At 66.0% G+C, this 11,712-nt stretch carries 12 protein-coding genes; 7 read left to right on the forward strand and 5 right to left on the reverse strand.

What is annotated here, in order from left to right:
- Positions 1–34 precede the first annotated feature (34 nt).
- Positions 35–1,501, forward strand: coding sequence for a 30S ribosomal protein S1 (gene rpsA, locus Q2T94_RS19605; RefSeq protein ID WP_264269164.1), 1,467 nt, complete (start codon positions 35–37; stop codon positions 1,499–1,501).
- A gap of 157 nt (positions 1,502–1,658) precedes the next feature.
- Here rpsA and Q2T94_RS19610 read toward each other — a convergent pair whose 3' ends face one another.
- From Q2T94_RS19610 to Q2T94_RS19620, 3 genes are all read right to left on the reverse strand, one after another.
- Positions 1,659–1,925, reverse strand: a complete 267-nt coding sequence (locus Q2T94_RS19610; protein ID WP_302266245.1) for a hypothetical protein — start codon at positions 1,923–1,925, stop codon at positions 1,659–1,661.
- Entirely contained in the window at positions 1,918–3,216 is a 1,299-nt protein-coding gene (locus Q2T94_RS19615) for a S8 family peptidase (protein ID WP_302266246.1), read from the reverse strand. The genes Q2T94_RS19610 and Q2T94_RS19615 overlap by 8 nt, the downstream gene beginning before the upstream one ends.
- Before the next feature lie 131 nt (positions 3,217–3,347).
- On the reverse strand, positions 3,348–3,917 hold the full coding sequence (locus tag Q2T94_RS19620) for an isochorismatase family protein (RefSeq protein ID WP_264269161.1): 570 nt from the start codon (positions 3,915–3,917) through the stop codon (positions 3,348–3,350).
- Between the two features lie 106 nt (positions 3,918–4,023).
- Here Q2T94_RS19620 and Q2T94_RS19625 point away from each other — a divergent pair, with 106 nt between their 5' ends.
- Entirely contained in the window at positions 4,024–4,815 is a 792-nt protein-coding gene (locus tag Q2T94_RS19625) for a PIG-L deacetylase family protein (RefSeq protein WP_302266248.1), read from the forward strand.
- A 30-nt stretch (positions 4,816–4,845) separates the two neighbouring features.
- Here Q2T94_RS19625 and Q2T94_RS19630 read toward each other — a convergent pair whose 3' ends face one another.
- Both Q2T94_RS19630 and Q2T94_RS19635 read right to left on the reverse strand, forming a co-directional pair.
- Complete coding sequence (locus Q2T94_RS19630) at positions 4,846–5,985, reverse strand: class I SAM-dependent methyltransferase (protein WP_302266249.1); 1,140 nt, start codon at positions 5,983–5,985, stop codon at positions 4,846–4,848.
- Positions 5,982–6,656, reverse strand: coding sequence for a YigZ family protein (locus Q2T94_RS19635; protein ID WP_302266250.1), 675 nt, complete (start codon positions 6,654–6,656; stop codon positions 5,982–5,984). The genes Q2T94_RS19630 and Q2T94_RS19635 overlap by 4 nt, the downstream gene beginning before the upstream one ends.
- Positions 6,657–6,719: 63 nt before the next feature.
- Between Q2T94_RS19635 and coaE the strand changes: the two genes are divergently transcribed.
- From coaE to Q2T94_RS19660, 5 genes are all read left to right on the forward strand, one after another.
- Entirely contained in the window at positions 6,720–7,328 is a 609-nt protein-coding gene (gene coaE / locus Q2T94_RS19640; RefSeq protein WP_302266252.1) for a dephospho-CoA kinase, read from the forward strand.
- Positions 7,300–7,671 carry a hypothetical protein gene (locus tag Q2T94_RS19645; RefSeq protein WP_302266253.1) on the forward strand — a complete coding sequence of 124 codons (372 nt, stop codon included), beginning with the start codon at positions 7,300–7,302 and terminating at the stop codon, positions 7,669–7,671. The genes coaE and Q2T94_RS19645 overlap by 29 nt, the downstream gene beginning before the upstream one ends.
- A gap of 8 nt (positions 7,672–7,679) precedes the next feature.
- Positions 7,680–8,141 carry a hypothetical protein gene (locus tag Q2T94_RS19650; RefSeq protein ID WP_302266255.1) on the forward strand — a complete coding sequence of 154 codons (462 nt, stop codon included), beginning with the start codon at positions 7,680–7,682 and terminating at the stop codon, positions 8,139–8,141.
- A 47-nt stretch (positions 8,142–8,188) separates the two neighbouring features.
- Positions 8,189–10,291, forward strand: coding sequence for an excinuclease ABC subunit UvrB (gene uvrB, locus Q2T94_RS19655; RefSeq protein WP_302266257.1), 2,103 nt, complete (start codon positions 8,189–8,191; stop codon positions 10,289–10,291).
- Positions 10,292–10,651: 360 nt separating this feature from the next.
- Positions 10,652–11,683 (forward strand): TerC family protein, encoded by a 1,032-nt coding sequence (locus Q2T94_RS19660; protein ID WP_377700379.1) that lies wholly within the window; start codon positions 10,652–10,654, stop codon positions 11,681–11,683.
- Positions 11,684–11,712: the final 29 nt, after the last annotated feature.

An 11,712-nucleotide genomic window follows, 5' to 3' on the forward strand; every position in this document is an offset into this window, starting at 1 on the left:
TCACCCAGACTATCCACATCGGAGTCCCTACTACATGACCATCACCTCCAACGAGAAGACCAGTGCCCCGGTCGTTGCAATCAACGACATTGGCTCTGCTGAAGACTTCCTCGCTGCCGTCGACGCCACCATCAAGTACTTCAACGATGGCGACCTCGTCGAAGGCATCGTCGTCAAGGTTGACCGCGACGAAGTTCTGCTCGACATCGGTTACAAGACCGAAGGTGTCATTCCTTCCCGCGAACTTTCCATCAAGCACGATGTTGACCCGGGCGACGTTGTCGCCGTCGGTGACAACGTCGAGGCCCTCGTCCTCACCAAGGAGGACAAGGAAGGTCGTTTGATCCTGTCCAAGAAGCGTGCTCAGTACGAGCGTGCCTGGGGCGATATCGAAAAGATCAAGGAAGAAGACGGCGTCGTTACCGGCACCGTCATCGAGGTGGTCAAGGGCGGCCTTATCCTCGACATCGGCCTGCGCGGCTTCCTGCCGGCATCGCTCGTCGAAATGCGCCGTGTGCGCGATCTGGCTCCGTACATCGGCCAGGAAATCGAAGCCAAGATCATCGAGCTGGACAAGAACCGCAACAACGTTGTTCTTTCCCGCCGTGCCTGGCTCGAGCAGACCCAGTCCGAGGTTCGCTCCACGTTCCTCAACAAGCTGGAAAAGGGCCAGGTTCGTCCCGGCGTCGTTTCCTCCATCGTCAACTTCGGTGCATTCGTGGACCTTGGCGGCGTAGACGGCCTCGTCCACGTTTCCGAGCTGTCCTGGAAGCACATCGACCACCCGTCCGAGGTTGTCGAAGTTGGCCAGGAAGTCACCGTCGAGGTTCTCGAGGTCGACCTGGACCGCGAGCGTGTTTCGCTCTCGCTCAAGGCCACCCAGGAAGATCCGTGGCAGACCTTCGCCCGCACCCACGCCCTCGGGCAGGTTGTTCCGGGTAAGGTCACCAAGCTTGTTCCGTTCGGTGCATTCGTGCGCGTCGAAGACGGAATCGAAGGCCTCGTGCACATCTCCGAGCTGGCCGTGCGCCACGTGGAGCTTGCAGAGCAGGTCGTCTCCGTTGGCGACGAACTGTTCGTCAAGGTCATCGACATCGATCTCGAGCGTCGCCGCATCTCGCTGTCCCTCAAGCAGGCCAACGAGGGCGTCGATCCGGAAGGTGCCGAATTCGATCCGGCTCTCTACGGCATGGCCGCAGAGTACGACGAAGAGGGCAACTACAAGTACCCGGAGGGCTTCGATCCGGAGACCAACGAGTGGCTCGAAGGCTTCGAGACCCAGCGTTCGGCTTGGGAGCAGCAGTACGCTGACGCCCAGACCCGCTGGGAAGCCCACAAGAAGCAGGTTGCACAGCACCTTGCCGACGACGCTGCAGCAGAATCGGCTCCGGCCGAGTCCGCTTCCTCGTCCTACTCCTCGGATGCTCCGGCAACCGAGGCAGGTACCCTGGCTTCCGACGAGGCCCTCGCCGCACTGCGCGAGAAGCTTGCCGGTTCCTAAGGAACGAACTTTTGATGGATCACTGATCCACCTGAAGTAGACGACAAGAACCCCCGCTCCAGCAATGGAGCGGGGGTTCTTGCAATTTTTCGGTGGCGTGGGCGGTGTGGCCCCGGAGGTCGCGGATTCGCCCGGGGCGTCTCCAAGCCCTCCTGCGCTACTGGATGTCGCTATCCGGCGGGTTGATGCGGAACCGCCGTTCCGGGTCGACGGATTGAACGCCTTCCACCCCGGCCAGCGTCGTGCGCTTGGCTTCCTCGGCCCGGCCGATAATCTGGCCGAGGGTGCCGAGCACCCTCTCGACCGTCATGCCTGCCGATTCGAGCTGCCCGGTGACTTCCTCCACCCGGCCCAGGTACTGGCTCTGCACGGTGACGATGTAGCCGACGGTTTCCGCGGGCTGTTGCCCCGGGTCATCACCCATGGCCGTAAAAGCTTTCAGATGCGTCATCCTCCGAAGGTTCACTGGACACCGGTTCGGACACCGGTTCGGGCACCGGCGCAGATGCCTGCTCCCGGATCGGTGGCGGAGCTTGCGCCAGGCCCGCCCCGACGTCGACGGAGAATTGTTCGAGCCGTTCGGACTCTTGGACGAGTTCCGCCCAGAGTTCCCTGCCCCGGTAACCGGTGGCCTCGGACAGGAGCGCCGCAACGCCGGCAACATGCGGGGTAGCCATCGACGTGCCGCTGATGGTGTTGTAGCGCTGGGCACCGGGCCAGGAGGAATAGACCTTCACTCCGGGGCCGGAGACATCGACCTGGCCCCCTCGGCCCGGCAACGTGCGGGCGGAGAAGTCGGCGACGAGCAGGTTTTCGTCAAGTGCGGCGACGGACAGGATATAGGGGCTGTTGGCCGGTGCGCCGACGAATCCCGGGTTGCCCGCCGACCGACGGGCGTTGTTGCCGGCCGCGGCGACGATGAGGGTCCCGCGCTCCAGGGCACGGTGGCCGGCGGCGACATAGGGCGGGTGGACCTCCCGCACGTCGGCACCCAGCGACATGGAGATGATGTGGCAGTCGTTTTGCAGGGCCCAGTCGATGCCGGCGAGGATCCCGGTATCGGAACCCGAACCCTCGTTGCTGAGCACCTTGCCGGCGAAGATGGAGGCCTCCGGGGCCACGCCGTAGGCCCTGGCTCCCGGCAACGGGCGCGGTCCGCAGGCCGTGCCGATGCAGTGGGTGCCGTGGCCGTGCCCGTCGTGGGAATCCTCGCCCTCGATGAAGGACATGGTGGTGACGTCGCGTCCGGCGAAATCCGGGTGCGCGGCGTCAAAACCGGTGTCCAGCACCGCAACGCGAATCCCCCGCCCGGTGTAGCCGGACTCCCGGGCACGTACCGCCTGCAGGCCCCAGGTCAGCTCGTCGTTGTCTGCGAAGGGCGGTCCCGCAGCAATGCCCGGCTCCGGGGCCGGGCTCGAGAGGATGTGGTACATCAGTTCCGGGACGATCCTCAGCGGCATGTTCCGCGAATCACAGCGGGCCTGCAGTTCACCGAGCTGGGCTGATTCCCCGCCCACGACAGCCACCCCGAGGCGCGGGAAGTAGGTGTCCAGCGAGAAGCCCTCCCGTTCCAGCATGGTCGGCACCTCCTCCTGGAGCGTGCGGGCGCCGAACCTCTCCCCGGCGGAGGGGTGGGGGTCGGCAAAGACGACCACGTACCGTCCGGGGACGGGAGTGGCGGCGTTGGCTGTGGGGGATTCGTCGGAAATGAACAAGGCTTGCTCCTCTATGCGGGGTGCGTTGCCGTCCGGCGGTGGCCGTCACGACAACCCTGGGTTGGATCTCCTGCGTGACAAGTTTCTAGCACCCTACAGCCCGGAAGGGGGCCTTGGGTAGGGCGAACGGTTCAGTCGTTCAACACCACGGGGCGGAACCCGACCTCCTCTGAGCGTTCCAGCGAGAAATCCTGGTTGGGGTAGTCCAGCGAGGCAAAGTAGGCGTTGGTGTGTGCGATGATCTGGTCCCCTGTCAGGCTCTGGCCCTCGAAGGTCGACGCCCCCGTCGTGTGGGCATCGCGCACCACCGTGACGTCGTAGCCCATGGCCGCCGCGCGTCCGGCCGTGGTGCGCAGGGAATAATCCGACTGCGCGCCGCAGACCACCAGTCGCCCCACGTCCCCGGCGATCAGGGAGGCGTGCAGCCCGGTGCCGGTGAAGGCATCGCGGTACGACTTGTGGATCCGGTGCTCCCCGTCCAGCGGCTCCAGTGCGGCGACCATCCGCCAGGGCGTCGAGTGGCGCTCGAATTCGCGTTCATCCTGCACCCAGTACACGGGGGTGCCGGTGTCGCGGGCCCGGGCCAGGAGGTCCTGGATGCGCGAGATGACCTTCTTGGGGTGCACGCAGTATTCCATCACGCCGTTTTGCATGTTGATGATGACCAGTGCGGTTTTCGTTCCTTCAAGTGACTCGTCCATGGAAGCAGTATTGCACCCCCTGGCGGACGCGGGTGACGGCGCGCCCGCGGAAGGGCCGTGCCCGCCGCACTGTTGCGCGGTGTCGGCCGGGACTAGAATTTGCCCCATGAACGAGCCGCATACCATCGCGGTCGTCGTTGCCCATCCCGACGACGATGCGTATGGTTGCGCGGGTTCCATTGCCATGCACGAACACGACCCCGGATTCCGGTTTGTGCTGGTGCTGGCGACCGACGGGGCTGCCGGCCAAATCTCGGCCGGCGTGCCGGTGACCCCGGGAACCCTCGGCGCCTGGCGGCGGGAGGAAAGTGCCAACGCGTGGCGTGCCCACGGCACCATCCCGGTGCGCCATGAATGGCTGGGCTACGACGACGGGCGTCTGGCGGAGGTCGACTTCGAGGAACTGGTTGCGCGGGTCCGCACGATCCTGTTGCAGGAACGGCCGCAGGTGGTGGCGACCTTCGGTCCGGACGGGATCACCGGGCATCGCGACCACATCGCCATCGGGGCCGCCACCGACGAGGCGTTCAGGCGTGCCCGCGAGGTTCCGGGGCCCGGACTGCGGCGCCTGGTCCATGGCGCCATCCGCGCCTCGGTCTTTGAACGGTGGAACACGGTGCGCCGGCGCACCGGTGCCGTGGTGTGGGATCCGACGATCGAATACCACCTGCGCCCGGTCCCGGACGAGTCCATCGACATCGAGGTCGACACCTCCACGGTGTCCTGGCGCGTGGTCGCCGGGCTGCTGGAACACCGCAGCCAGCGGGACGTGCTGATGGACCCGGGAGTGACAGTCGGCCGGTGGCAGCGCGTGGTTTCGCGCGAGCCCTCGGTCATGGCCTGGCCGAGCCGCGCCGCCGGCGAACCTCTGCTCACGGACCTCTTCCAGGGGCTCTGAACCCCCCGCGTTCGCGGCCCGGACGGAGCGCTACCTCTTCGTCGACGCCGTCACGGTGAACTTCGGGTTCCGCGCGACTTGGCGGGTGGGTCCCACCAGCTTTTCCAGTTGCCCGCGGTAGCCCAGGTGCGAATTCCAGACGCACCACAGCTCCCCGCCGGGTGCCAGCACCCGTCCGGCATCGGCAATCAGCTTCAGGGCGATCCCCGCATGCACGGTGTTGCCCATGTGGAAAGGCGGGTTCAGGACCACGAAGGACTCGGAGGCGTCTGGCAGCGAGGCCAAGGCGTCGTCCTGCACCGCGGTGATCCGGTGGGCGAGGTCGTTGGCGGCCGCGGTGGCGCGCGTGGAGGCCACGGCCGAGGCCGAGTGGTCGGAGGCACGCACCGTGAGGCCCGGATGCCCCAAGGCCAAAAACGCGGCAATGGTCCCGTTGCCGCAGCCCAGGTCCACGGCATGCTGCGCGTCGCCCGGTAGCGACAGGTGCTCGAGCAGGAAGCGGGTCCCGGGATCCAGCTTGGCTCCGCCAAAGGTCTGCGCGTAGGCGCGCACTTGCAGCGGTTCGGGCAACCCCAGGTCGTGGCCGGCCCGCAGCGGAAAGCGCGCTGCGGGGCGCTGGGCCACCGGGCGGACGGCGGTGGCGGTGAGCACCCGGGATTTCTGGCGTCCCAGCGAGGCGGTGACCGAGGCGAAGTAGCGGCCCAGCACCTCGTTCATCGACAGGCTCATGTGCTTGATGCGCCCGGCGGCCATCACCGTGACGTCGGGCCCGGCGTGTTCTGCGACGAACGCCAGCATTTCCTCCAGCGCGTCCAGCGACCGGGGCAATGCCACCAACACCAGGGCGGCGCCTTCAAGCAGCTCGCGGCCCAGGGGCAGGTGCCGGTATTCACCGGTGAGTTCCGGCAGCAGGGTGTGGGCATTGGCGTCGATGGCGCGGACGCCGGTGAGTGCGTCCTGGTGCCCGCGCAGCCCGCGCACCCCGGCCTCCAGCGCCCCGAGGACCAGCGCGCCGTAGTGGTCGTTCAGGACCACCACCCGGCCTGGCTCGCCCGGCCATCCGGCCTCGGCCGCCAGATCCAGCAGCAGCCTGTCCGCTGCATCGACGGCCAGCAGGTTCTCCGCCTCCACGTCGGGCCAGCGGCGCAACTTCTCGAAGTCAAGGCTCATCGGACATCCACCCATTCGGTTCCAAGGTTTGTTGCGGTGCTGGCCCCGGCACTGAGGCTGGCCAACCGGTCGGCGAATGCCGCGAGGACCGGTGCCTGGTCATTGAGCGCCACCCGCAGCGTGGCAAGCCGTGGCCCGTACTCGGTGCCCAGGACCTGGATGCCGGCGGCGCGCAGGTCGTTTTCCAGCCGGCCTGCAGCGGCGTAGTCCGCATCGACGCCCAGGATCCGCAGGCGTTCGCGGCGCAGCAGCGGGGCAGCGTCCAGCGCCGTGGACACCGACTCGGAATAGGCGCGCACCAAACCTCCGGCGCCCAGCAGGATCCCGCCGAAGTAGCGCACCACCACTGCGGCAATGTCGGAGAGGTCGGTGGTCCCGGGCGCGGTCTCCCGCTTGGCCAGCGCGTCGAGCATCGGGATGCCGGCGGTGCCCGATGGCTCGCCGTCGTCGTTGCTGCGCATCGCGGTGCGGTCCGGGCCCAGGATGAAGGCGCTGCAATGGTGGCGTGCGTCGAAGTGCTTCTTGCGCAACTCGGCGACCAGGGCGCGGGCAGCTGCCTCGGAATCGACCCGGCGCAGGTAGGTGATGAAGCGCGAGCGCTTGATCTCCAGCTCGGCGGCGAAGTCGCCGTCCACCGTCGTGTAGGCCGTCGCCACCGAATCATTGTCCATTACCTGATCAGTCTAGTGTTTTGCGCCTCCGCGTGCCCGCCGCGCCTCGGTATGCTGGGACACATGCTCAATGTGGGACTCACCGGCGGGATAGCCGCCGGAAAATCGGCAGTCGCCCGGCAGCTCGCCGAACTCGGCGCCGTGCTCATCGACGCCGACGCCATCGCCCGCTCCGTGGTGAACCCCGGAAGCCCGGGCCTGGCGGAGGTCGCCGAGGCCTTCGGCCCCGGAATGCTCACGGAAGCCGGCGAGCTGAACCGCCCGGCATTGGGGGCGCTGATCTTTGCCGACGCGACCGCCAGGGAAAAACTGAACTCCATCGTCCACCCGCGCGTGCGGGCCGAGGCCGCCCGGCAACGCGCCGCGGCGCCGGCGGACGCGGTCATCGTCCAAGACATCCCGCTGCTGGTGGAAACCGGGCAGGGGAGCGACTTCGATCTGGTCATCGTTGTCGCAGCGCCGTTGGACGAACGCCTGCGCCGCATGGTCGAGGACCGCGGAATGGACGAGGCAGATGCCCGCGCCCGGATTGACGCGCAGGCCACCGACGCGCAGCGCGCGGCCGTCGCCGACATCGTCATCAACAACTCCGGCACGCTTGCGCAGCTGCGCCAACAAGTCACAGAGATCTGGGAGAAGAACATTGCCCCATCCACCAGCCGTGCCCGCTGAGCACCCTGCGGACCCCGGGAACGACGGGAACTCGCGGGCCCGGGCGGAACTTGCGGCGCTGCTGGCCGCCGAATCCGCCAAGGCCCGCACCGAAATGCGCGTCGTCCGCGGACTCTGGGCCTTGGCGTTCATCGCCCTGGCCGGTGCCTTGGTGCTCTGGCTCTTCTTCGGCGGGCGCGAGCAGTTCGTCTCCCGGGACTCCGGCTACGACGCGCAGGTGCTGCTCCCGGCCTGGCTGGCCCTTGCCGGGCTCCTCTCCGCCACCGGAGCCACCATCGTGTTCATGATCCGGTTGATGCGCGGCGCGCTGGGCAACATCGTGGAGCGGCAGGCCCGCAAGTGAGGACCTCGATGGTCGCCGAATCCTTCCTGAGGCACGCACCTGCCGACGGCTCGGCCCCGCAGCTTCTCAGCATCCAGCGTGACCCCGAACGCGCAGCGACCCTGGAAGGCACCATCGGGTCGGTCCAGCTGCGCTACCACTCGCTGCAGCTGGTCCCCGTCGACCTTGTCGACGACCTGCCCGGGATCTGGCATGCCCTGCTGGAAGCCGTCGAGGGCTATCTGGCCGACGGGAGCTCGGAGGTTCCCTACCCGTCCATCGATGCGAACATCCTCCTGACGGGAACCGGGAGCATCGCCAAGTTCACCGTCGGGAAGGTGCGCCACATCGTGGATGCCGGCGAGCTGGTCGAGGGCATCCTGGGCGGGGCGGCCGACTACTTCGGCTTCGCCTCCGGCGCGCAGGACGCGCCGATCGCCCGCATCGGCCGGCTGCGTACAAAGGTCGCCGCTGCCGGCCTTTCAGCCTGAGGCGAGCGCGCGGGCAAAGCGGGGGTGCCAGGGCGTAGCCTAGATGCATGAGTCTTGCGCAGCAGATCAACCGCGTCGTCGCCCCCTTCGAGGTCATCAGCGAGTTCAAGCCCGCCGGAGACCAGCCAACCGCCATCAAGGAGCTGTCCACCCGCATCAACGCCGGGGAAAAGGACGTGGTCCTGCTGGGTGCCACCGGCACCGGCAAGTCCGCGACCACCGCCTGGCTCATCGAGCAGGTGCAGCGGCCCACGCTGGTGATGGTGCAGAACAAGACCCTCGCCGCGCAGCTGGCCAACGAGTTCCGCGAGCTGCTGCCCAACAACGCCGTGGAGTACTTCGTCTCCTACTACGACTACTACCAGCCCGAGGCCTACGTCCCGCAGACCGACACCTTCATCGAGAAGGACTCCTCGATCAACGAGGAGGTCGAGCGGCTGCGCCACTCGGCCACCAACGCGCTGCTGACCCGGCGCGACGTCATCGTGGTCGCCACGGTCTCCTGCATCTACGGACTGGGCACCCCGGAGGAATACGTCGCCGGCATGGTCACCCTGAAAAAGGGCATGGAACTGAACCGCGATACGCTGCTGCGCAAGTTCGTCTCCATGCAATACGCCCGCAACGACATGGACTTCCACCGCGGCACCTTCCGGGTACGCGGGGACACCGTGGAGATCATCCCGATGTACGAGGAGCAGGCGCTGCGCATCGAGTTCTTCGGCGACGAGATCGAGTCGATCCACACGCTGCACCCGGTCACCGGCGAGGTGATCCGCGAGGAAAACGAGATGTACGTGTTCCCCGCCAGCCACTATGTCGCCGGCGCCGAGAGGATGAGCCGGGCCGTCAAGGACATCGAGGACGAGCTGCAGCAGCGCCTGTCCACCCTGGAGAACCAGAACAAGTTGGTGGAAGCCCAGCGGCTGCGCATGCGCACCACCTACGACCTGGAGATGATGGAGCAGATGGGCTTCTGCAACGGCATCGAGAATTACTCCCGGCACATCGACAACCGTGCCCCGGGCACCGCCCCGCACTGCCTCATCGACTACTTTCCCGATGATTTCCTGCTGGTCATCGACGAATCCCACGTCACCGTCCCGCAGATCGGCGCGATGTACGAGGGCGATATGTCGCGCAAGCGCACCCTGGTCGAGCACGGCTTCCGCCTGCCCTCCGCGATGGACAACCGCCCGCTGAAGTGGGACGAGTTCCTGGAGCGCATCGGGCAGACCGTCTACCTCTCGGCGACCCCGGGCAAGTACGAGCTCGGCAAGGCAGACGGCGTGGTCCAGCAGATCATCCGGCCCACGGGCCTGATCGACCCCGAAATCATCGTCAAGCCCACCAAGGGCCAGATCGACGACCTGCTCGACGAGATCCGCGCCCGGGTCGAACGCAACGAGCGCATCCTGGTCACCACGCTGACCAAGCGGATGGCCGAGGACCTCACCGACTACTTCACCGAGCACGGGGTGCGGGTCCAGTACCTGCACTCGGACGTGGACACGCTGCGCCGCGTGGAGTTGCTGCGCGAGCTGCGCATGGGCCTGTTCGACGTGCTGGTCGGCATCAACCTGCTGCGCGAGGGTCTTGACCTGCCAGAGGTTTCGCTCGTGGCGATCCTGGATGCCGACAAGCAGGGCTTCCTGCGCTCGGCCACCTCGCTGATCCAGACCATCGGGCGCGCCGCGCGAAACGTCGACGGCCAGGTGCACATGTATGCGGACAAGATCACCGACGCCATGGCCCAGGCCATCGAGGAGACCAACCGGCGCCGCGAGGTGCAGCAGAAGTACAACAAGGACCATGGCGTGGACCCGCAGCCGCTGCGCAAGAAGATCGCCGACATCACCGATTCGTTGGCCCGAGAGGACGCCGACACCCAGGAACTGCTGAACAACCAGCGCCTGGCCAAGACCGCCAAGCGCTCCAGTGCCGGCACCAATAAGGCCCACGAGACGGTGCGGGCCGACGGGCTGGCTGCGGCGCCGGCGGAGAACCTGGTGGACATGATCGAGCAAATGACCGAGCAAATGCACGCGGCCGCCGCGGAGCTGCACTTCGAGGTCGCCGCCCGGCTGCGCGACGAGGTCTCCGAACTGAAGAAGGAATTGCGCCAGATGAAGAACGCGGGCCACGCGTAGGTCAGCCAGCCGATCCTTCCGGCGGCAATGCCGCGCGGATCAATAATTTCAGGCCAGGTCATACTCGCGGTACGCGTGCCCGTCGAGGGCATGTATGACGATATGGGCCGGATGCGTTGTCGCTTCCTCATGGGCAGCCTTTACTGCCTCTTTGGCCTGGTCATTCACGTGCCTGAAACTTGTTTGCGTTAGACTGGTCCAAGCGTAGGGGAGTATCCCAATTGTGCTGTGATCGTCAACACGCGGGGCAATGATGCCCCGCCGGGCGCAGCGGCCGACCCAATCTGAACGGGCGGCGGAGAGACTTGCGGTAGTTCCACGTACCCCGTTTTGAAAGGCCCCACATTGGGAAACCACGGCTTGTCACTGCAGTTTGAGATTATTTCTCTTTCCGCATTGTGCATCATTCTTCTGCTTGACCTGCTTTATGTGGTCAAGAAACCACACGAACCCTCGATGAAGGAATCCGGCCTGTGGGTCGGTTTCTATGTCACCCTGGCCCTGATCTTCGGCGCCGTTGTCTGGTGGCAGGCGGGCCCGGACATCGGCCAGCAATTCATTGCCGGCTGGGTCACCGAATACTCGCTGAGCATCGACAACCTCTTCGTGTTCATCATCATCATGGCCCGCTTCTCGGTTCCGCGTAAATACCAGCAGGAAGTGTTGATGTTCGGCATCATCATCGCCCTGATCCTGCGCGGCATCTTCATCATTCTCGGTGCAGCTGTCATCGAAAACTACTCGTGGGTCTTCTACATCTTCGGTGCGTTCCTGCTCTGGACCGCCTGGAAGCAGGCCACCGACAAGGGCGAGGACGAGTCCGAGGGCGCCAACAACGGCCTGGTCTACAAGATGACCAAGAACCTGCCGATCTCCAAGGAATACGACGGCAACAAGCTGCGCACCGTCGTCGACGGCAAGAAGATGTTCACCCCGATGGTCATGGTCTTCGTGACGATCGGCATGACCGACCTGCTCTTCGCCGTGGACTCGATCCCGGCCATCTTCGGCCTGACCCAGTCGCCGTTCATCGTCTTCACGGCGAACCTGTTCGCGCTGATGGGCCTGCGCCAGCTGTACTTCCTGCTCGGTGGCCTGATGGACCGCTTGATCTACCTCAAGCACGCGCTGTCGATCATCCTGGCCTTCATCGGCGTCAAGCTGGTCTTCCACGCGATGCACGTTAACGAGCTCTCCTTCATCAACGGTGGCCGTCACATCGAGTGGGTGCCGGATATCTCGATCACCGTCTCGCTGGTGGTCATCCTGGGCACCATCGTGATTGCCACGGTTGCCTCGCTGCTTTCCCCGGCCGGCCGCCGCGCCGCCGAGGAGCACAAGGCAGCAAAGGCAGAACAGGCAATAGAGGACGCCAACAACGACTCCAAGTAGTCGCCAGGCGCAGGCGGGGTCTGTTTCCT

Origin of the sequence: Paeniglutamicibacter sulfureus, assembly GCF_030512175.1 — a bacterium.
Lineage (GTDB): Bacteria > Actinomycetota > Actinomycetes > Actinomycetales > Micrococcaceae > Paeniglutamicibacter > Paeniglutamicibacter sulfureus.

Excerpts from the sequence above, each read along its gene's own strand:
- Q2T94_RS19625 (WP_302266248.1), top strand. The coding sequence starts at position 4,024 with ATGAACGAGCCGCATACCATCGCGGTCGTCGTTGCCCATCCCGACGAC.
- uvrB (WP_302266257.1), top strand. The coding sequence starts at position 8,189 with ATGAGTCTTGCGCAGCAGATCAACCGCGTCGTCGCCCCCTTCGAGGTC.
- rpsA (WP_264269164.1), top strand. The coding sequence starts at position 35 with ATGACCATCACCTCCAACGAGAAGACCAGTGCCCCGGTCGTTGCAATC.
- Q2T94_RS19630 (WP_302266249.1), bottom strand. The coding sequence starts at position 5,985 with ATGAGCCTTGACTTCGAGAAGTTGCGCCGCTGGCCCGACGTGGAGGCG.
- Q2T94_RS19635 (WP_302266250.1), bottom strand. The coding sequence starts at position 6,656 with ATGGACAATGATTCGGTGGCGACGGCCTACACGACGGTGGACGGCGAC.
- Q2T94_RS19620 (WP_264269161.1), bottom strand. The coding sequence starts at position 3,917 with ATGGACGAGTCACTTGAAGGAACGAAAACCGCACTGGTCATCATCAAC.
- Q2T94_RS19610 (WP_302266245.1), bottom strand. The coding sequence starts at position 1,925 with ATGGGTGATGACCCGGGGCAACAGCCCGCGGAAACCGTCGGCTACATC.
- Q2T94_RS19650 (WP_302266255.1), top strand. The coding sequence starts at position 7,680 with ATGGTCGCCGAATCCTTCCTGAGGCACGCACCTGCCGACGGCTCGGCC.
- coaE (WP_302266252.1), top strand. The coding sequence starts at position 6,720 with ATGCTCAATGTGGGACTCACCGGCGGGATAGCCGCCGGAAAATCGGCA.